At 50.8% G+C, this 19734-nt stretch carries 17 protein-coding genes; 16 read left to right on the top strand and 1 reads right to left on the bottom strand.

From position 1 onward, the window contains the following. The first annotated feature begins 136 nt into the window (after positions 1-136). The 6 genes from QOR82_RS00540 (at position 137) to alr (ending at position 6175) form a co-directional block, all read left to right on the top strand. On the top strand, positions 137-709 hold the full coding sequence (locus tag QOR82_RS00540; RefSeq protein ID WP_283582819.1) for a LemA family protein: 573 nt from the start codon (positions 137-139) through the stop codon (positions 707-709). A 1-nt stretch (position 710) separates the two neighbouring features. Continuing rightward, complete coding sequence (gene htpX, locus QOR82_RS00535) at positions 711-1613, top strand: zinc metalloprotease HtpX (RefSeq protein WP_283582818.1); 903 nt, start codon at positions 711-713, stop codon at positions 1611-1613. A gap of 56 nt (positions 1614-1669) precedes the next feature. Further along, complete coding sequence (locus QOR82_RS00530; protein ID WP_283582817.1) at positions 1670-3064, top strand: UDP-N-acetylmuramoyl-tripeptide--D-alanyl-D-alanine ligase; 1395 nt, start codon at positions 1670-1672, stop codon at positions 3062-3064. A gap of 36 nt (positions 3065-3100) precedes the next feature. Further along, the gene (locus QOR82_RS00525; protein WP_283582816.1) at positions 3101-4600 is read left to right on the top strand and encodes a DEAD/DEAH box helicase; all 1500 of its coding nucleotides are present in this window, start codon (positions 3101-3103) and stop codon (positions 4598-4600) included. Between the two features lie 73 nt (positions 4601-4673). Beyond that, positions 4674-5036, top strand: a complete 363-nt coding sequence (acpS, locus tag QOR82_RS00520) for a holo-ACP synthase (protein ID WP_283582815.1) — start codon at positions 4674-4676, stop codon at positions 5034-5036. Continuing rightward, positions 5033-6175: an alanine racemase gene (gene alr, locus QOR82_RS00515; protein ID WP_283582814.1), complete on the top strand. Its 1143-nt coding sequence runs from the start codon at positions 5033-5035 to the stop codon at positions 6173-6175. Before acpS ends, alr begins: the two co-directional genes overlap by 4 nt. Before the next feature lie 86 nt (positions 6176-6261). Here alr and cbpA read toward each other — a convergent pair whose 3' ends face one another. Continuing rightward, positions 6262-6915, bottom strand: a complete 654-nt coding sequence (cbpA, locus tag QOR82_RS00510) for a cyclic di-AMP binding protein CbpA (RefSeq protein ID WP_283582813.1) — start codon at positions 6913-6915, stop codon at positions 6262-6264. A gap of 222 nt (positions 6916-7137) precedes the next feature. Here cbpA and pth point away from each other — a divergent pair, with 222 nt between their 5' ends. From pth to hslO, 10 genes are all read left to right on the top strand, one after another. Next, positions 7138-7698 carry an aminoacyl-tRNA hydrolase gene (gene pth / locus QOR82_RS00505; RefSeq protein WP_283582812.1) on the top strand — a complete coding sequence of 187 codons (561 nt, stop codon included), beginning with the start codon at positions 7138-7140 and terminating at the stop codon, positions 7696-7698. Positions 7699-7711: 13 nt separating this feature from the next. Continuing rightward, positions 7712-11260: a transcription-repair coupling factor gene (mfd, locus tag QOR82_RS00500; RefSeq protein ID WP_283582811.1), complete on the top strand. Its 3549-nt coding sequence runs from the start codon at positions 7712-7714 to the stop codon at positions 11258-11260. Continuing rightward, positions 11235-12818: a putative polysaccharide biosynthesis protein gene (locus QOR82_RS00495; protein WP_283582810.1), complete on the top strand. Its 1584-nt coding sequence runs from the start codon at positions 11235-11237 to the stop codon at positions 12816-12818. Before mfd ends, QOR82_RS00495 begins: the two co-directional genes overlap by 26 nt. Positions 12819-12821: 3 nt before the next feature. Beyond that, positions 12822-13097: an RNA-binding S4 domain-containing protein gene (locus QOR82_RS00490; protein ID WP_283582809.1), complete on the top strand. Its 276-nt coding sequence runs from the start codon at positions 12822-12824 to the stop codon at positions 13095-13097. A 102-nt stretch (positions 13098-13199) separates the two neighbouring features. Further along, the gene (locus QOR82_RS00485) at positions 13200-13565 is read left to right on the top strand and encodes an FtsB family cell division protein (RefSeq protein WP_283582808.1); all 366 of its coding nucleotides are present in this window, start codon (positions 13200-13202) and stop codon (positions 13563-13565) included. 131 nt (positions 13566-13696) lie between these two features. Beyond that, entirely contained in the window at positions 13697-14206 is a 510-nt protein-coding gene (locus QOR82_RS00480) for a S1 domain-containing RNA-binding protein (protein ID WP_283582807.1), read from the top strand. Then, the gene (gene tilS / locus QOR82_RS00475; RefSeq protein ID WP_283582806.1) at positions 14206-15594 is read left to right on the top strand and encodes a tRNA lysidine(34) synthetase TilS; all 1389 of its coding nucleotides are present in this window, start codon (positions 14206-14208) and stop codon (positions 15592-15594) included. The genes QOR82_RS00480 and tilS overlap by 1 nt, the downstream gene beginning before the upstream one ends. Then, complete coding sequence (gene hpt / locus QOR82_RS00470; RefSeq protein ID WP_283582805.1) at positions 15591-16130, top strand: hypoxanthine phosphoribosyltransferase; 540 nt, start codon at positions 15591-15593, stop codon at positions 16128-16130. Before tilS ends, hpt begins: the two co-directional genes overlap by 4 nt. Positions 16131-16219: 89 nt before the next feature. Continuing rightward, positions 16220-18313, top strand: coding sequence for an ATP-dependent zinc metalloprotease FtsH (gene ftsH / locus QOR82_RS00465; protein ID WP_326521477.1), 2094 nt, complete (start codon positions 16220-16222; stop codon positions 18311-18313). 60 nt (positions 18314-18373) lie between these two features. Beyond that, positions 18374-19276, top strand: a complete 903-nt coding sequence (gene hslO / locus QOR82_RS00460; RefSeq protein WP_283582804.1) for an Hsp33 family molecular chaperone HslO — start codon at positions 18374-18376, stop codon at positions 19274-19276. Positions 19277-19734: the final 458 nt, after the last annotated feature.

Genomic DNA, 19734 nt, shown 5'->3' with positions numbered 1-19734 from the left:
TTATACGCTGGTGACTTCCGCGCTTAGGGGGGCGTCAGTTCTGGCCCATCAACGTTTATTGTTTACTATCACATTAGTATCTTTTGCCGGGTAAAGCTGGTAAAATTGTGAGTACTAAATTAAAGGAGTGAACGAATTGAATACGACGACGATTATTATTTTAGTAGTCATTGTCTTGCTGATTGCGTGGGGAATTCTGATTTACAACAACCTCGTCAACCAGCGGACTCACGTTCAAGAATCATGGAGTCAGATTGACGTCCAGTTGCAACGGCGCAACGACTTGATCCCGAACCTTGTTGAGACGGTTAAGGGTTACAGCAAACACGAAGCCGATACCTTGTCCAAGGTGACGTCGCTCCGGGCAGAACTGAGTCATGTTCCGGCAGATGACCACCAGCAAAAGATGGCGGTTGCCAACCAATTGACGGGGGCGCTCCAGTCGTTGATTGCGGTTTCTGAGAATTATCCAGACCTGAAGGCCAGCACTGAGTATAGCCAGCTGATGGAAGAACTGAGTAACACCGAAAATAAGATTTCTTATTCGCGTCAGTTATACAACAGCACGGCTGCTAACTACAACGCTAAGATCCAAACCTTCCCGGCTAACTTGATCGCGGGCCTGGGCCACTTTACGAAGATCGACTTCTTGAAGGCACCAGAAGCAGCCAAGCAGGCGCCAAAGGTTTCCTTTAGTGATGTGAAGTAAAATGCTATATCAACAAATTGCGAGAAATAAACGAAAGACCAGCTTAGTGATGGCGGCCTTCTTTCTCCTGGTGGCGTTGGTCGGGGCGGCTCTGGGCTATTGGTTTAATGGTTCAGCCGTTTTCGGGATTTTTATTGCAGCAGTGATCGCGTTGATTTACATCTCGGTAATGGTTGGGCGGTCGACTGAGGTCGTGATGAATATGAACCATGCTCGCGAGATTCATTCGGCTACGGAAGCACCCCAGCTGTGGCACGTCGTCGAAGACATGGCGATGGTGGCTTCCGTGCCGATGCCGCGGGTCTTCATCATCGATGACCCGAGCCCGAACGCCTTTGCGACTGGCAACGACCCCCAACACGCGGCGGTAGCGGCCACGACAGGCTTGCTCCAACTGATGAACCGGGAGGAGTTGGAAGCGGTCATGGGTCACGAGATGAGTCACGTCCGGAATTATGACATTCGCCTACAGACGATTGCCCTGGCCCTCTCGGCGGCCATTACGGCGCTGGTCAACTTTGCCGGCAACTTTTGGTGGCTGGGCGGTGGCCGCAGTCGCGACGATGATGAGGACTCCGAAATTGGTGTTCTGGCGATCTTCGGTTCGATCCTGTTAGTTATCCTGGCGCCACTGGCCGCTTCCATCGCCCAGATGGTTCTGTCACGCAACCGGGAATACCTGGCGGACGCTGGTTCCGTGGAATTGACGCGCAATCCCCAGGGGATGATCGCGGCTTTGCGGAAACTGGAGAACGTCCAACCGATGAAACAGGCCGACCCGAACAGCTCGGCACTCTACATCACGGATCCGGAAAAGAATGCGAAGCACAAGCGCTGGTTTGCTCACCTTTTCGATACTCACCCGCCACTAGAAGATCGGATTAAGCGGATCGAAGAAATGTAATAGTGGTGATATAATAGGGAAGTTAAAACTTAAAAAAAGGTTAAGAAGAGGAAAGCATGAAAATGAAGATTGGGGAAATTGCGAAGGCAATTTCCGTGCAAAATGATGTGACCCCGTGGGCTGATCAAACGGTCACCAGTGTGGCTTTTGACTCACGCCAACTGGGAGCCGGGGCCCTCTTTGTTCCGCTACAAGCGGCACATGACGGCCACCAGTATGTTGATAGCGCTTTTGCCAACGGAGCGGTGGCAACCTTGTGGGCTAGTGATCACCATCCAGTCCCGTCTGACAAAGCCGTCTTAGTTGTTGATGATCCCTTGGCGGCTCTTCAGCAGCTGAGCCGATACTATTTGCATAAGATTAACCCTTTAGTTGTTGCCATTACTGGTAGCAATGGCAAGACGACCACTAAGGATTTAACGGCTTCCGTCTTGAGCACGCAGTACAACGTTACCAAAACGCACGCTAATTTTAATAATGAAATCGGAGTACCGGTCACCCTTCTCAACATGAATGCCAACACTGAGGCGGTCGTTGTAGAGATGGGGATGGATCGCTTTGGCCAATTAGATAAGTTGAGCAAACTGGTCAACCCGGACGTGGCAGTCATCACGATGATCGGTGAAGCCCACATCGAGTTCTTCGGCACCCGTGACAAAATTGCTGACGCGAAGATGGAAATCACGCACGGCCTAAAGGAAGACGGAACCCTTATTTACAACGGGGATGAACCGTTGTTACGTCAGCGGGTTGAGCAGATTGATCAGGATCGGCTAACTTTTGGCCGTCAACTGGCTAACGACCTTTACGCCACTAATGTTGAAACGAGTGACGACCATCTTGAATTCACGGTCAATCAGTGGCCGGACATGAAGTTCACGGTACCCCTTATCGGCGAATACAACGTTGACAACGCCTTAGCGGCGATGCTAGTGGGTCGCCGCCTTCACATCACTCCCCAGCACTTAGCGGCGGGCCTGGCACATCCACAGTTGACGGAAAATCGGGCTGAGTGGGTCCAGGGACGGGCTGGCGAACGCATTTTAAGCGACGTCTACAACTCCAACCCAACAGCGGTGCGCGACGTTCTGCAGACGATGCAATCTTGGCCTGTCAAGGGGCGGCGGATTGCCGTCCTGGGTGACATGCTTGAACTGGGCAAGGCTTCACCACGGCTCCATGCGGGTCTGGCCGACTATTTGGCTCATGATAACTTTGCCGAGCTTTACCTAGTAGGCAGCGAGATGGCGGCCCTGCGTGATCAGCTGCTGAAGAATGGCTATCCTGATGAAGATCTGCACTACTACCAGGCCGATCAATTGCCGCAGCTCAGTACTGATTTGGGGGCCGACTTGAATCAAGATGATGTCGTCCTGCTCAAGGCCAGTCATGGCATTCATTTGGAAAAAGTCCTGGCCCAGCTGGCCCAACAAGACAAAAATGAAGAATAAAGATACTGGCGGTCTTCTGCCGCCAAGGAGGATTTTTTGAAGTTTAGTGAATTAGGCTTATCCAAAAGCCTGTTAAAAGCGGTTCAACGCAGTGGTTACGAAGAAGCCACCCCGATTCAAGAACAGACGATTCCCATGGTTTTAGTCGGGGAAGACGTCATTGGTCAAGCGCAGACGGGAACTGGGAAAACCGCTGCTTTTGGTTTGCCCATTATTGAACATGTTGATAAGCAAAATCCAGCTGTTCAGGCGCTGGTAATTTCCCCAACGCGGGAGTTGGCCATCCAAACTCAGGAAGAGTTATACCGGCTAGGCCGCGATAAGCACGTCAAAGTGCAAGTGCTCTACGGCGGGGCGGATATCAAACGGCAAATCCGGAGCTTGAAGAAGGATCCCCAGATTATTGTGGGGACGCCAGGACGGTTGCGTGATCATCTGCGGCGCCACACACTGAAGATTGACCAGCTGAAGACACTGGTCTTAGACGAAGCAGATGACATGCTCGACATGGGGTTCCTCGACGATATCGAAGCGATTATCAATAAGACGCCGGATGATCGACAAACCTTGCTCTTCAGCGCAACGATGCCTGATTCGATTCGCAAGATCGGGGTTCAATTTATGAAGGATCCCCACACGGTTCGGATCAAGGCGAAGGAGTTGACGACTGAGTTAGTCGACCAGTACTACGTACGGTCCAAGGAGAGCGAAAAGTTCGACATGATGACCCGGCTGATTGACGTCCAAGATCCTGAATTAACGATCGTTTTTGGACGCACCAAACGGCGGGTTGATGAGTTGTCGAAAGGGTTGATTGCCCGGGGATACAACGCGGCCGGCATCCACGGCGATCTTAGTCAGGAGCGCCGTTCGAAGATTATGCGCCGCTTTAAAGACGGCCAGCTGGATATTTTAGTGGCTACGGACGTTGCGGCGCGGGGCCTGGACATCTCTGGGGTGACCCACGTCTACAACTATGACATTCCTTCCGATCCTGACAGCTACGTTCACCGGATCGGGCGGACGGGCCGTGCCGGCCACCACGGGGTTTCCTTGACTTTCGTAACCCCGAATGAGATGGACTATCTTCACGAAATTGAAAAACTGACGCACGTGCGGATGCTGCCCCTGAAACCGCCGACAGCTGAAGAGGCCTTTCGGGGACAAGTGGCCAGCGCCTTCAATGACATCAATGAGTTGTTGGAAGACGATAACAACGCTCGCTATGAGGAAGCGGCCGAGAAGCTCTTACAAAAACACGACGCGACTGAGTTAGTTGCCGCTCTGCTGAACACCATTACCAAAGACGACGCGAGTTCCGTCCCGGTTAAGATTACGCCGGAGAAGCCATTGCCAAAGCGACGGCGGTATGGTAATCACCACCGTAACAGCGGCTATCGTCACCATTCACCACGGGATTACCGGGGTCGTGGCAAGCGTGACTTTCATAATAAGCGTCATCATCATAACGACAAGAATGAGCATCGTCATACCAAGCGTCATGCTTTCAGCATTCACCATAATCACCATGCTTAATAATAAAAAAAGCTGCCCTTGCCAGGCAGCTTTTTTGAGGTTATGCTTAAGGTTCGAAAAAGGGGATGGAAACTTGATTGCTGGAATTGGAATTGACGTCACGGAACTGGCCCGGATTCGGGAAGCAGTCGCTAAGCACCCTCAATTTGCCGAGCGGGTTTTAACGCCGGGCGAGTTGCGCCAGTATCATGAGCTGCACCAGCGCCGAGCAATTGAATACCTCGGTGGTCGCTGGTCACTCAAGGAATCCTTTGGCAAGGCGATGGGAACTGGAATCAGCGCTGCCGTCGGTTTTCAGGACGTCGAGATCATTGACCAAGATAACGGACGTCCGCTCGTGACTAAGTCGCCATTTTCAGGACGCGTTCATGTTTCCGTCAGCCATACGGATCAAATTGTGATGACTGAAGTTATACTAGAGGAGAAGACAAAATGACAGTTGGTAGTTTACGTGATGCGCACCTGCGGATCGATTTAGGGGCCCTACAACATAACATTCGGGCTCAAAAAGCGCAGTTGCCGGCAAATAGTCATATTTTGGCGGTCGTAAAAGCCAATGCATATGGCTGCGGCCTGGATCAAGTAGCCCATGCAGCTCTGCGCGCAGGTGTGGACGGTTTTTGCGTCGCAATTTTAGATGAAGCTCTTGATTTACGGAACCAGGGGATTAACGACCTGGCCCTGGTCCTGGGGATTACTCCGGTAAAATTTGCGCGGCGAGCCGCCGAAAATGGGGTGTCGCTGGCAGTCGGCTCTGTTCAGTGGTTGAAGGAATACCAGGAGCTAGCACAGAAATATCACATTAAGCAGCCGTTGCGGGTCCATCTGGCGCTGGATACGGGGATGGGACGGATCGGTTTTACGGACGTCCAGGAATTCGCTGAAGCTGTCAAACTAGTGGAGGCGCCCGAATTTGATTTTGAAGGCATCTTTACCCACTTTGCAACGGCGGACAGCGCTGATCAGGATTATTTCCATCAGCAATTTGCCCGCTGGCAAGAATTCATGGCGGTGGTGCCTGACAAACCGAAATATTGCCACGTTGCTAATTCGGCTGTTGGAATGTGGCACCACGACGAGATTGTCGGCAATACCGTTCGCATGGGGATGTCAATGTACGGTGGCAACCCGTCAGGACGGGAACTACAACCGACACTAGCTTTGCGGCCGGTGATGAGTTTGGCGGCGCGGTTGACCTTTGTTAAGCAGTTGCGTGCCGGCCAGTCGATCGGTTATGGCAAGACCTACACCGCTAAGCAGGATGAGTGGATTGGCACCCTGCCGATCGGATACGCGGATGGTTATTCGCGGGCCATGCAGGGTTTTTACGTTTTGATTAACGGCCAACGCTGCGAGATTGTGGGCCGCATCTGCATGGATGAGATGATGGTTCGTTTGCCGGAAAAGTTGCCAGAGGGTACACTGGCTGTCTTTCTTGGCTGGTCAGGTGATCAGACCATCACCACGAATGATATCGCGGACTACTCCGGGACGATTAACTATGAGGTCATGACACGGATGAGTCGGCGCTTGCACCGCCAGTACATTACGAAGGGCCAGGGATTTCGGTATTAAAGAGTAATCCAGTGTTCCATGAAGATATGACTTTGGTAAACGAAAAGAGGTCGGCGAAAATCCAGTTTTCGCCGACCTCTTTTTCGTTAATTGAAACTCGTTGGGTGCAGATCTTCGACTTCTTGAACCTTAAAACTCTTTTTAGCTAGCCGCTTCTTGATGCGGGCAATGAGGTCCTGGTTGACCCCGGCGGGCAGGGTAAACATCATTACCTTGGACGAGCGCCCCGGTTCTGGAATATCGAGGGAAATAACGTTGGCAATTGATGAGTAGTGGGTGATCTCTTTGGCGGCCGCGACGAGATTGCCCCGTTCATCGTGTTCCGCGGTGACGCTCAAAACGTAGCTGCCGTTTTTGACGTTCCAGCCCTCCGCCAGCATCTTGAGCAAGCGGTTGTGTGTCAGGATACCGTAGAAGTGGTTGTCGTTATCCAACACGGTAATGTAGGGCAGGTCCTTAATGGCAAAAAAGACCTTGAAGAAGGCGTCGTTGATCGAAATAAACTTGGTGGCATTTTTCAGCAGCGTGGTGACAGGCAGATTCATATTACCGTTGCGCGATTTATGACGGTAGATATGGAGTTTGTAGATGTTGCCGCGGAAGATCTGACCTGATGGGTCGAGAACCGGGATGCAACGGTAACCGGTTCGTTCGAGGACGTCCAGCGCCTCCGTCAGGCTGGTGCTTTCCGGCAGAGTTGTCAGTTCATCTTTTGTCTTAATTAAAGTTTTAAAAATCATTCTTTAATCCCCAATAACTATCATTACTAATTTTGACCTCAACAATGATAGCATACTTTTAATGGAGATTGTTAGAATTAGATTAGAAAATTTATTAAGCTGCTTGTCAAGGCCAATAAGTTGGGTTTGGCGGGCATCTAAGGTATAATTAATGCGGTTTGCTGGACGGGGTGAAGACCTGTGCAGCCTTTTTGCGTCTTCTGAAGAAGGGGGAAATGAAGAATGAAGATGATTGTTGGTCTCGGTAATGTGGGAACGCGCTATGACGGTACCCGTCATAATACGGGGTTTATGGTCGTAGAACAATTGGCCCGTGATTACCATCTGGGCGCCTTTACCCATGCCAAGGTAGAAGCCGTGACCGTGAGTGGCCTAGTTGACGGGCAGAAGGTGATGTTGGTCAAACCGACGACCTTTATGAACGATTCGGGCCGGGCTGTCAAGCCACTGGTCGATTACTATCATGTTGATCTCGACGACCTAGTGATCGTTAATGATGACCTGGATATGCCAGTGGGCAAGGTCCGCCTGAAAACGCACGGTGCTTCTGGCGGTCATAACGGACTCAAGAGTATCATCCACTATTTGGGGACAAAGGACTTCAACCGCATTAAGCTCGGCATCGACCATCCTAAGCAGGGGACGGTTGTTAGCCATGTCCTGGGGCGTTTCACCCCAGAAGAACAGCCAAAGCAGGAAGTAGCCATTGAAACTGCGGAACACGCGCTGGAGGATTGGATTGCCGGCGATAACTTTGCGGAACTGATGAATAAGTATAACTAAAGGGGGCATTGAGGTGCAGTTAACTTCTTTTCTGGAACGAAGTGAACAATTTCAACAGATTCTAAGCGGCTTGAAAAAAGGGCAGCACCTTTTGGTCACTGGCAGTGAAGGCACTGCCCAGACCTTGCTGCTGACGGCGCTGCACCAGCATTTGTACCACAGCCAGTTATTGATTGTCGATAGCATGTTTCACATGGAGGAGCTAAGTCATGATTTGGCCAATCTCTTGTCCGAAGACGCTGTCTACCCCTTTCCGGTGGAAGAAAACCTGGCAACGGAAATTGCCACTAGTTCGCCAAATTACCGTTTGCAGCGGGTGCAGGCCTTAAATGCCTTGCTGCATGACCGGCCGGCAATTGTGGTTGCCACGGCAGCGGGCTTACGACGGAACCTCGTCGCTCCAGAGATTTTTGGCCGGGCCGCAATGACCATTAAACGAGGTGGGGAAGTTGACCCAGAACAATTGCGCAAGCAACTGGCCCTGATGGGTTACCTGCGCCAGAAAATGGTTTTGCGTCCTGGGGACTTTGCGATCCGGGGCTCAATTATCGACATTTACGCGCTGAACACCGATAATCCCGTACGGATCGACCTTTTTGATACGGAGGTCGACTCTCTGAAATATTTCGATGTCAGCAGTCAACGTAGCATCAATAACGTTGACGAAGTAACGATCCTGCCGGCTACTGATCTTCTGCTCGGGGAAAAGGAAGTCCAGCCGCTCGTTGCTGCGCTGAAAAAAGAGGAAGAACAGACCCTGCCCCAGTTGGCTGCCAAGGACGAAGAACAGGCAGCCAATCTCAAGTCACATTTTGCTGATCTCATAGCCGCTGTGGATAAGCATGAGCTGCCGAATGAGTTATTGGCTTATGGAAATCTGTTGTATCCCCACCATCATTCCCTGATTGACTACCTTAACCCGCAAGGACAGCTCTATATCAATAATTGGCAGCGGATCGGAGAAGCCCTGAAGCGCATCGATAGTGATGAGCATGACTGGCTGACGGCTAAAGTCGAGGATCACCAGCTGAGTTCAAGCAAGAGCCTTGGCAACGACGTCAACGCGCTATTGTCCCAGGCCCCCCAGGCGCAAATGTTCATGGCCCTCTTTAGAAAGGGAATGAGTCAGCAGCGTTTTGACCAGTTGGTCGATCTGACAAGCCGGACTATGCAGCGTTTCTTCGGCCAGATGAAACTACTGCAGACAGAATTGAAACAGTGGCGCGAGCAGGGCCAGACCGTGGTTCTGATGGCCAACAGTCAGGAACGGCGTAACAAAATTGCCCAGACCCTGACTGACTTTAAGATTCCGGTAGTTGAGACTTCGCTCGATCATTTGCGGGATGGGGTCACCCAACTCGTAGCAGCTAATCTCGCCAACGGTTTTGAAATGCCGGCGGCCAAATTGGTGGTCATCACAGAAGGCGAGATGTTCAAGCAAGTTCAAAAACGGCATCCCCGCCAACAAAAATTGGCTAATGCTGAACGAATCAAGTCCTATACCGACCTCAAGCCAGGTGACTATGTCGTGCACGTTAACCATGGCATCGGCCTCTTTTCGGGGATCAAGACGATGGAGGTAGACAGAGTCCACCAGGATTACATCGTTATTAACTACCGCAATAACGCCCAGGTTTACGTGCCGGTGACCCAGTTACACCTGGTGCAAAAGTACGTTGCTAGCGAGGGCCGGCGCCCGCAGCTGAACAAACTGGGCGGCAACGAATGGGCGAAAACCAAGCGGCGGGTGTCCGCCAAACTGGAGAACATCGCCGGCGAGTTAGTGGACTTATATGCCAAGCGGCAGACAGCAAAAGGTTTTGCCTTTCCCAAGGATGATTACTTGCAGAACAAGTTTGACAACGAATTTCCGTATTCAGAAACACGGGATCAGTTGCGGAGCATTAAAGAAGTTAAATCCGACATGGAAAAGCCGCAGCCGATGGATCGTTTGCTAGTCGGTGATGTTGGCTTTGGCAAAACGGAAGTGGCATTGCGGGCAGCCTTTAAGGCGGTTACCGGAGGCAAGCAGGTCGCCTTTTTGGTGCCGACGACAATTTTGGCCCAGCAGCACTTTGATACCATGAGTGCCCGTTTTGCGGACTTCCCGGTCAAGATTGCTTTGATGTCACGCTTTAAGACCAATTCAGAGATGCAACAGACCGAAAAGGGCTTGGCCGACGGGTCGATCGATATTGTCGTCGGGACGCACCGGTTATTGTCTAAGGATATTCACTTTCACGACCTCGGGCTCCTGATTGTTGACGAGGAGCAACGTTTTGGTGTGAAACATAAGGAGCGACTGAAACAGATCAAAGCGAACGTGGATGTCCTAACGCTTACCGCGACGCCGATTCCGCGGACCCTTAATATGTCGATGCTGGGGGTACGGGATTTGTCTGTTTTGGAAACACCGCCAACCGGCCGTTATCCGATTCAAACCTACGTGATGGAAGAAAATGCGGGGGCAATCCGTGACGGCATCATGCGGGAAATGCAACGCGGTGGTCAGGTTTACTATCTTCACAACCGCGTGCAGGACATTGAGAAGACGGTGAGCGATCTCAAAAAGTTAGTGCCCGAAGCCCGGATTGGCTACATTCACGGTCAGATGAACGAACAGGAGCTGGAAGGGGTGCTCTACGAGTTTATTCGTGGCGGCTATGACGTTCTCGTTACCACGTCGATTATCGAAACCGGAGTTGATATTCCCAACGTTAATACGCTCTTCGTCGAAAACGCGGACCGGATGGGCCTAGCTCAGCTCTACCAGATTCGGGGGCGAATCGGCCGGTCTAACCGGGTGGCCTACGCCTACTTCATGTACCAACGCAACAAGGTGCTGACTGAACAGGGTGAGAAGCGACTAGCAGCGATTCGGGACTTTACCGAACTGGGCAGTGGTTTCAAGATCGCGATGCGGGACCTTTCTATCCGTGGTGCCGGGAACTTGTTGGGGAAGCAACAGCATGGTTTCATTGACACAGTTGGCTACGATCTCTATTCCGACATGCTCGCGGAGGCCGTTGCCAAGAAGTGGGGACAAAAAGTGGCAAAGACCACCAATGCCGAGATCGAGCTGGGTGTCGAAGCCTACCTGCCGGACGACTACGTCAACGATCCCCGGCAGAAGATCGAACTCTATAAGCAAATTCGCAAGGCCCAAAGTGACGATGAGGTGATGGATATTGAAGATGATCTGATGGATCGCTTTGGTGATTACGGACCGGCAGTTGCTAACTTGCTGCAGATTTCACAGATTAAAAATGCGGCTGACAGTGCCTTGATCACACGGATTAACCGGCAGCGCGACCAAATCTATCTCCTTTTTGCTAAGGACGCTTCGAGTCGAATTAACGGGCGCGACGCGATCCAAGCGGTTGCCAAGACCCAGTTTAAGGCAACCCTGAGTCAGGGTAAGGATGACCAGTTGACGGTTCGCCTGGTGATCCAACCCAAGATGAAACAAAAGGACTGGCTTGACCAACTCCAGCAACTGGTGGACAGTCTAGCCGAGAAAGCCCAAGGTACTAACGATGAAAAAACAACAAGCCCTGCCTAAAGTCTTAGCGGGAACGCTGATTTTGTCCTTAGCGGGCCTGATCACCAAGATCCTCAGTGCGGTTTACCGGGTGCCATTTCAGAACTTGGTCGGTGATGTCGGTTTCTATACCTATCAACAGGTATATCCCTTTTATGGCCTGGAAGTAACCCTGGCCCTCAGCGGCTTGCCGGTGTTCATTTCTCGTCTGGTAGCCGAACAAGATGACCTTGATCAGCAACGGGCTGTGGCCCGGCGTTGCTGGTGGCTTCTGCTAGCTTTTGGACTGGGCATTGCCCTCTTGCTATTTGGGGGCGCGCCATGGATTGCAAGGGGGATGGGTGACCGACACCTCGCTAGTGTTATTCGTGGATTGGCCCCGGCCTTTCTGCTGATGCCGTGGTTGGCAGTGGGCCGGGGCTTTGCCCAGGGACAGTTGAAGATGGAACCGACCGCCTATTCGCAGGTTGGCGAGCAAATCGTCAGGGTAACGATGATCATCACAGTGGCAGTCCTGGCAGTGCAAAAGCATTGGAGTGTGTACCGGACGGGGATGCTGGCGATGGCCAGTGCGCCGGTTGCGGCTTTGGTGGCTCTCTTGATTCTGCTCCCGACCTGGCAGCAAATTTGGCGGCCTGAGTCGGTGCCGCTTGATGGGCAAAAGCGCCTTCGCTGGTCGGTGTTGGCCCGGCGGATCGTCCGGGAAGGCTTGCTCTTGTGTTGGTTGTCTTCGATTATGGTGGTCCTGCAGCTTGTCGATTCTTTTACGGTTAAGCGTGGATTATTGGCGGCTGGAATGCCGGCTGCCCTTGCCAATGTACAGAAGGGGATTTTTGATCGGGGTCAACCCTTAGTCCAACTCGGCCTCGTCGTGGCGACGTCTTTTTCAGCGACGCTCCTCCCGGCCCTGGCCGAACACTGGCGGCAAGGTGATATGAAAGGATTTGCTACGACCTATCGCGTCCTTGTTCACGCGGCGTTGGTCCTTGCCAGTTTTGCCACCGCTGGCCTGGTTTTCCTGATGCCGCAGATCAATGAATTGTTGTTTGTATCACGGCGCGGGAGCGGGGCGCTAGCGGTGATGATGCTAAGCATTCCCCTGGTGACGATCATTGCCCTAGATTGCAGTGCATTGCAGAGCAGTAATCGTTTTCGAGCGATGCTGCTGGCGCTCACGGCGGGCCTGGTGGTCAAGGCGGTCATTAATTATCCGCTGGTCGCACAAATAGGCATCACGGGCGCTAGCTTGGGAACGGTTAGTTCTTTGCTGGTGACTGCCGTGCTCATCCATTTTTCTTTGCCAGGAAAGTTGCGTCACTGGAACTGCCATCATTTTTCGGGGCGTTTGTTGGGGTTGGCACTGCTAATGGGTTTTGTCGTCAATGTCTTAGCCCGGTTCTTGGAAAGCTGGCTTGGCCGTCGCCGGGAGATGATGATAGTCGTTTTAGCTATTGCCATCCCGGTCGGGGCCTTGGTGGCCGTGATCGGCTTAGTCAAATTGCAAATACTGGTGTCCGCAGAGTGGGAAGTCATCCCCGGTGGACATTGGTTGATAAGGAAGATAAAAAAGCGAGGTTAAAAAATGCGTTTAGATAAGTTTTTGAAAGTTTCCCGGATCATCAAGCGGCGGACAGTTGCTAAATCGATCGCTGATCAGGGGCGGATCTTGATCAATGATAAACAAGCTAAATCCAGCAGCAGTGTGGCTGCGGGGGATGTTCTGACGATTAAGTTTGGCAACAAAACCGAGAAGGTGAAAATCAACAAAGTGGTTGAAACGACAAAAAAGGCGGAGGCTGAAGATATGTACTCGATTGTCGATGAGCAATACGAGCACGATTATTCCAATCCCTTCTAAAAATTACATTTATGTAATACCTGTTCAGCAGGTCTAGACAAAGGATCAGACGGGTTGTTATACTGCTAATAGTGCAATTTTTTAGAAGTGGGGGAGCGGCTGATGGCACGTTCGGGACACGTTTCACAAATCAATACACCTTATTCGCAACAAAAGCAGGCCCAGCAAGCGGTCAATGCTCGCTATGCTGCTCGGGTTCATGCCCGGCGGCGGCGAATTATCGTGGCGGCAACCTTAGTCTTGGCGCTGATTTTTGGGGTACAGATTATCAGCACCCGACATTCTTTAGCTGAGGTCAATGGTCAAATTAGTCAGACCCAGCAAGTTCTGAAGCGTAAACGGACCACCAATCGCCAATTGAAGTCGCAGGTAAAAGCCCTGCATAATCCAGATTATTTACAGCAAGTTTTGCGTTCCAAATACAATTACGCTAAAAAGGGTGAGACGCTGTACAACCTGGGCAATTAATTGGAATTGAGACAAAGCGGCGCGGGAAAGCTCCCCTGCCGCTTTTTCTTATCATTTCGACTGATTGTTATGTTATACTCAATATAAACTCATTTGGATTAACAAAATGATTAGGAGGACCCTAGAAGTTCATGGCAGTAGAAGTTGGCGAGAAAGTTAGTGGCAAGGTTTCTGGTATTACTAATTTTGGGGCATTTGTCGATTTAGATGATAACCAAACCGGCCTTGTTCACATTAGCCAGATTTCAGACAGTTTTGTGAAGGACATCCACGATGTTTTATCAGTGGGGGATACAGTGACGGTAAAGGTGATGCGCATCGGCGATGACGGTAAGATCGCCCTGTCGATGAAGGCCGCTTTACCAAAAGAAGAACGGCACCACGATGGGCACGGACGTGAGCACGGTTTTCACCACGAACGGCGTGATGATTTCCATCATGATCATGACCATCATTCACATGGTCGTTTCCATGATAACCATGGACCACGCGGGGGCTTCGGTGGTCGGCAACGCCACCATCAAAATGAAGATTTTAACGACATGCTTGCCGATTACATGAAGGAAAGTGAGACCCGGCTGTCGACTTTGAAGCGGCAGACGGATGGCAAGCGTGGCGGTCGTGGTGGCCGGCGTCGTTAATGTTAACAATTCTAGATAGATTTAAGCGGGACCTTCAGGGGGACCGCTTTTTTGCTACGACGCCAGTCGCTATCGTTGCCGTTTCGGCTGGCGTGGATTCGATGACTTTGCTAACGATGATGCAGCAGTTGCCATCTCCGCATCCGCGGATCGTCGTGGCCCACGTTAATCACGAATTACGCTCGCAAAGCATTGAGGAAGAGAAGTTTTTGCGTTGTTATTGCCGACAGCACGGCTTGACTTTGGCAGTGGCTCACTGGGATCGTGACCGACACCCTGACCACGGGATTGAAGAAGCCGGCCGGCGGTTTCGTTATCGTTATTTTGCTCGATTGATGAAACAATACGGGGCTGGTGTCTTGCTGACGGCACACCATCAGGATGACCAGGCCGAAACAATCTTAATGAAACTGACGCGGGGTGGTGAGATTGACACCATTGCCGGCTTGCAAAAACGGCGGTCTTTTGCTGGTGGTTACTTGCTGCGCCCCTGCTTGGACTTTACGAAGAAAGAGTTGCGTCAGTACGCCCGCGAAAACCATGTTCGCTGGTATGAAGACGCGACCAACGCTGATTTAACGATTCAGCGTAATCGTTACCGCCACCGTATCCTGCCGGCCCTCAAACGGGAAAATCCGCGGGTTGTTGACCACTTAAGTGAATTTCACAATCAATTAGTGACGTTGCTGCGCTTTCGTGACGAGGAGCTCAACCGACTTATGAAAAAGTGTGTGCAGGACGGCAAGCTGATTCTCCCGGCTTACCAACGGCTGAGCTCTAATGCGCAACAGCTCGTGCTGGTGGCCTGGCTGAAGCAGTTGGGACTGATCAACCTGAAAAAAGCTTTGCTGCAGGAACTGCTGGCACTAATTGATAACCCCCAAAAACCGCAGGCACAGATGTCGCTGCCACAGAATCATCTTCTGGTGAAGACCTATTCATACCTCATCGTGACGAGACCAGCAAAAGAGCAAAAAAGAGCCCAACAAAGGGAGGGGGCTGTGTTAAAATTAGGCCAATGGTTTTCCACAAGGGAAGGTCAGATTGCCGTTCAGTCATGCCGGCCTGCCGATCTTAATGGTCAGTTGGTCGCGAAGATGTGGCTGCGTCCGGATCAGTTGCCACTGTCCATCCGTCAATGGCAGCGGGGTGACCGTCTGCGTCTGCGCAATGGCCACCATCAGCGGGTGAGCCGCATCTTAATCGATCAACACGTACCGGCAAATGTCCGCCATAGTCAGCAGGTCTTGGTGGACCGCCATGATCGGGTGTTGTGGGTGATTGGGCGCAAAACGGCTTGGTATGACTATCCGCAGCATCCCCAAGCTGGTCATGACTATTACCTTGTGAGACGGTCGAACACAACGGGAGGATCAAAGACAGAATGAATAACGACATTGAACGCGTCATTTACAGCGCGGCGGCAATTCAGAAGCGGGAAAGCGAACTGGCCCAACAGTTGAGTGATGAGTACCGTGACAAGAAACCACTTATCGTTTCGGTCTTGACGGGCGCCGTCCTTTTTACCGTCGATCTTTTCGATAAGATGGACATTTACGCCCAGCTTGATTTTATTGATGTTTCCAGCTACGGCGGTGGAACCCAGTCGAGTGGCCACGTCAAGCTGCTCCACGACCTCAAGCATGACATCAAGGGACGAAACGTTTTAGTGGTCGAAGATATCGTGGACACCGGGCGGACACTCAAATTCCTTATTGATTTGTTAAAGGACCGCGATGCCAAGAGTATCAAGGTTTGTTCGATGCTCGATAAGCCGGAAGGACGGGTTGTTGACGTCAAGGCTGATTACGTCGGCTTCAACGTTCCCAATGAATTTTTGGTCGGCTACGGTCTCGACTACAAGGGCTTTTACCGCAACCTGCCATATGTAGGGGTTTTAAAGCCATCTGTTTACGCCGAATAGCTGGTTAAATTATTGGTCAACGTTGGTCAGGTATGCTATGATTATGTGCGTTCAACTGATTGAACGACGTTTGCTGATAGGAGGTTGTTATGAACAACAATCGCAGAAATAACGGATTTACTCATAACGTCCTTTTCTATTCAGTGATTTTCTTGTGCATCATGGGGATTGCCTACTTCTTCTTCGGGGGCAATAATAATTCCGGTCAGACCAAGACCGTTTCCCAAAGCGAGTTCATCACCGAATTAAAAGACAATAAAGTTAAGAGTTTCCAAGTTCAACCAAACGGCGGAGTTTATAAGATTACAGGGACTTATCGGAAGGCCCAGACGATGAACAATAGTTCCAGTTTGGGGATTTCCTTTGCCGGCAACCGCGGGAGCAGTACGACCCAGTTCCAGAGTTCTGTTTTGCAGAGTGATGTGACTGTTGGTCAGCTGCAACGTTATGCTAATCGCGATAACGTGAAGATTTCAACGCGCGCCGAAGAGTCCAATAGTGTCTGGATGAACCTGATTTTGACGGTCATTCCGCTTGTCATTATGATTTTCTTCTTCTACATGATGATGGGCCAGGCCGGTCAAGGCGGCCGCGGCGGTGGTGTGATGAACTTTGGCAAGTCACATGTCAAGCCGTCGAACGCCAAGCAGAACAAGGTTCGCTTCTCCGACGTTGCGGGTGAAGAAGAAGAGAAACAAGAGCTGGTTGAAGTTGTTGAATTTTTGAAGAATCCGAAGAAATTCTCCCGTTTGGGTGCCCGGATTCCATCTGGTGTTCTGTTAGAGGGGCCTCCGGGTACTGGGAAGACCTTGCTGGCCAAGGCTGTTGCTGGTGAAGCCGGCGTGCCGTTCTACTCGATTTCTGGTTCAGACTTCGTTGAAATGTTTGTCGGGGTTGGTGCCAGCCGGGTTCGTGACCTCTTCGAGCAGGCGAAGAAGACGGCACCGTCAATCATCTTCATTGATGAAATTGACGCGGTTGGTCGGCGTCGTGGTTCTGGCGTTGGCGGTGGCCATGATGAACGTGAACAAACCTTGAACCAGTTACTGGTTGAAATGGATGGCTTCAACGGTGACGAAGGAGTCATCGTGATGGCTGCCACTAACCGTTCAGACGTCCTTGACCCAGCATTGCTGCGTCCTGGCCGTTTTGACCGGAAGATTCTAGTGGGCCGGCCCGATGTTAAGGGACGTGAAGCTATCTTGCGGGTTCACGCCAAGAATAAGCCGCTGGCCGGAAATGTCGACTTGAAGGAAATTGCCAAACAAACCCCAGGCTTTGTCGGGGCTGATTTGGCAAACCTTTTGAACGAAGCCGCCTTGCTCGCGGCACGGCGTAACAAGGACCAGATTGATGCGGCTGACTTGGATGAAGCAGAAGACCGCGTTATTGCCGGTCCGGCCAAGCATGACCGTGTTGTCAGCGCGCAGGAGCGGGAAACCGTGGCCTACCACGAAGCTGGACACACAATTGTTGGTTTGGTCTTAAATGATGCTCGGGTGGTTCACAAGGTGACGATCGTACCGCGTGGCCGTGCGGGTGGTTACGCTATCATGCTGCCGCGTGAAGATCAGATGCTGATGAGTAAGAAGAACGCCGAAGAACAGATTGCCGGTTTAATGGGTGGTCGTGCAGCCGAAGAAATCATTTTCGGCTCGCAGTCTTCGGGTGCTTCCAACGACTTTGAACAGGCAACTCAGATTGCGCGGGCAATGGTTACCCAGTACGGAATGAGCGACAAGATCGGTCCTGTTGAGTTGGTAACGAGCGGTGGAATGACCCCAGGACAATCCTATGGTCAACAACCGTATTCTGAACATACCCAGGCTATTGTCGACGAGGAGGTTAAGCGGATCTTGAACGAAGGCCATATGCGGGCCTACAAGATTATCCAAGCCCACCGTGATCAGCATAAGCTGATTGCTGAAGCTTTGCTGAAGTACGAGACGTTGGATGAAAAGCAAATTCTTTCCTTGTACAATGACGGGAAGATGCCATCAGAAGATGAAGCTGCGGCGGAGGATGAACACCGTGCGGCGACCTTTGAAGAGTCGAAGCGTGAACTGGAGCGTAAGGAAAATGCTCGACACGATGAGACCGCTAATGAAGAAGAAAACCGCCATGGTCAATCGACTTCGGATGATGGTCAGTCCGACCAAAAGGATCACGATGATCAAGATTAACGAGATGGAAAGCAGTGTGGCATTAGCGCCTCGCTGCTTTTTTTAAGGAGGCAAACTGAAATGGATTCAACAGACTATTTAGTAAAGAGCATGACCAAAGACGGCCAATTTCGGGCTTATGCGGTTAATGCGACGCAGTTGGTAAATCATGCGCACCACGTTCAAGATACATGGAGTACAGCTTCAGCAGCTTTTGGGCGTTCTTTGATTGGGACCTTGCTTTTGTCAACGTCAGGTCTTGATAAATCACAGGCGATGACGGTAAAAATTCAGGGTGATGGTCCCTGTGGGGCAATTGTGTGTGACGGAACTGCTAACGGGGATGTGAAGGGGTATTTGCAGGAGCCCCATGTCAACCTCCCAGCAAATTCTCAGGGCAAGCTTGACGTCAGTGGGGCCGTGGGCAAGCATGGCACCTTAACGGTTACGAAAATGAGCCCAGATGACAAGGCGCCTTATAGTGGGGAAGTACAGTTAGTTTCTGGTGAGTTGGGTGACGACTTTACTTACTACCTTGCACAGTCAGAACAGATTCCATCGGCAGTTGGTTTATCCGTTTTTGTTGATACTAATGACGAAGTAACCGCTGCAGGAGGCTTTTTGATTCAAGTGATGCCGGGAACCAAGGATGATGCGATTGCACACCTGGAAAAGTCGATTAAGGATTTACCGCTTGTGTCGAAGATGCTGCGCGATCATTTGACGCCAGAAGAGATTTTGACCAAGATTTTTGGTAAGGGGCAACTCGATTTCTTACAGACGATGCCGGTTAACTACCGTTGTGATTGTAGCCGGGGACGTTTTGCTAAGGCTTTAGCGGGACTTCCTCTCGAACAGTTAAAGACTATTTATGATGAAGATCATCATGCCGAAGCTGTTTGTCGTTTTTGTGGCAAGAAGTACGAATTTAGCGGTGATGATCTGCAGAAAATGATTACTCAAAAAGAAAATCAAAAAAAGTGAAATAAAATATTTGTCCGGAACCACCACAGCTGAGTCAACTGTGGTGGTTTGTTTTCGCTTGTTCTCACCATAGATACGAACTATATACTGGTAACAGTGATTTAAGTTCGCCATTTGCTATAGAATGAGAAAGACATAGCCAAAACTGGAGTTGACTTCCCGCCCTTATGTCTGTATATTAATAATCGTTGTCACGGCGGTGCGGTCATCGCAAGTGATTAACATCAAGAAATTAAAAAAGTGCTTGACATTGATTTTGATTCTTGATAATATATTAAATGCTGCTGCTACTAAAGCTTCAGCGATCATGGTAGACCTTTGAAAACTGAACAAAGTTTCGACAAACACAAATGTGCAGGGTCCTTAATCATTGATTAAGGCAAAACATTTGCGAAGTCAATTCGCTTAATACTTTTAAATTAGAGCTATTTCAAAAGCTCATATTCATAATATGAGAG

The organism is Limosilactobacillus difficilis (assembly GCF_947387495.1).
Lineage (GTDB): Bacteria > Bacillota > Bacilli > Lactobacillales > Lactobacillaceae > Limosilactobacillus > Limosilactobacillus difficilis.
This window is presented reverse-complemented; position numbering and strand designations above follow the sequence as displayed.

Coding starts and splice junctions, on each gene's coding strand:
- htpX (WP_283582818.1), top strand. CDS start 711: ATGCTATATCAACAAATTGCGAGAAATAAACGAAAGACCAGCTTAGTG.
- hslO (WP_283582804.1), top strand. CDS start 18,374: ATGGATTCAACAGACTATTTAGTAAAGAGCATGACCAAAGACGGCCAA.
- cbpA (WP_283582813.1), bottom strand. CDS start 6,915: ATGATTTTTAAAACTTTAATTAAGACAAAAGATGAACTGACAACTCTG.
- QOR82_RS00480 (WP_283582807.1), top strand. CDS start 13,697: ATGGCAGTAGAAGTTGGCGAGAAAGTTAGTGGCAAGGTTTCTGGTATT.
- ftsH (WP_326521477.1), top strand. CDS start 16,220: ATGAACAACAATCGCAGAAATAACGGATTTACTCATAACGTCCTTTTC.
- QOR82_RS00495 (WP_283582810.1), top strand. CDS start 11,235: ATGAAAAAACAACAAGCCCTGCCTAAAGTCTTAGCGGGAACGCTGATT.
- hpt (WP_283582805.1), top strand. CDS start 15,591: ATGAATAACGACATTGAACGCGTCATTTACAGCGCGGCGGCAATTCAG.
- QOR82_RS00485 (WP_283582808.1), top strand. CDS start 13,200: ATGGCACGTTCGGGACACGTTTCACAAATCAATACACCTTATTCGCAA.
- pth (WP_283582812.1), top strand. CDS start 7,138: ATGAAGATGATTGTTGGTCTCGGTAATGTGGGAACGCGCTATGACGGT.
- alr (WP_283582814.1), top strand. CDS start 5,033: ATGACAGTTGGTAGTTTACGTGATGCGCACCTGCGGATCGATTTAGGG.
- tilS (WP_283582806.1), top strand. CDS start 14,206: ATGTTAACAATTCTAGATAGATTTAAGCGGGACCTTCAGGGGGACCGC.
- QOR82_RS00490 (WP_283582809.1), top strand. CDS start 12,822: ATGCGTTTAGATAAGTTTTTGAAAGTTTCCCGGATCATCAAGCGGCGG.
- QOR82_RS00530 (WP_283582817.1), top strand. CDS start 1,670: ATGAAAATGAAGATTGGGGAAATTGCGAAGGCAATTTCCGTGCAAAAT.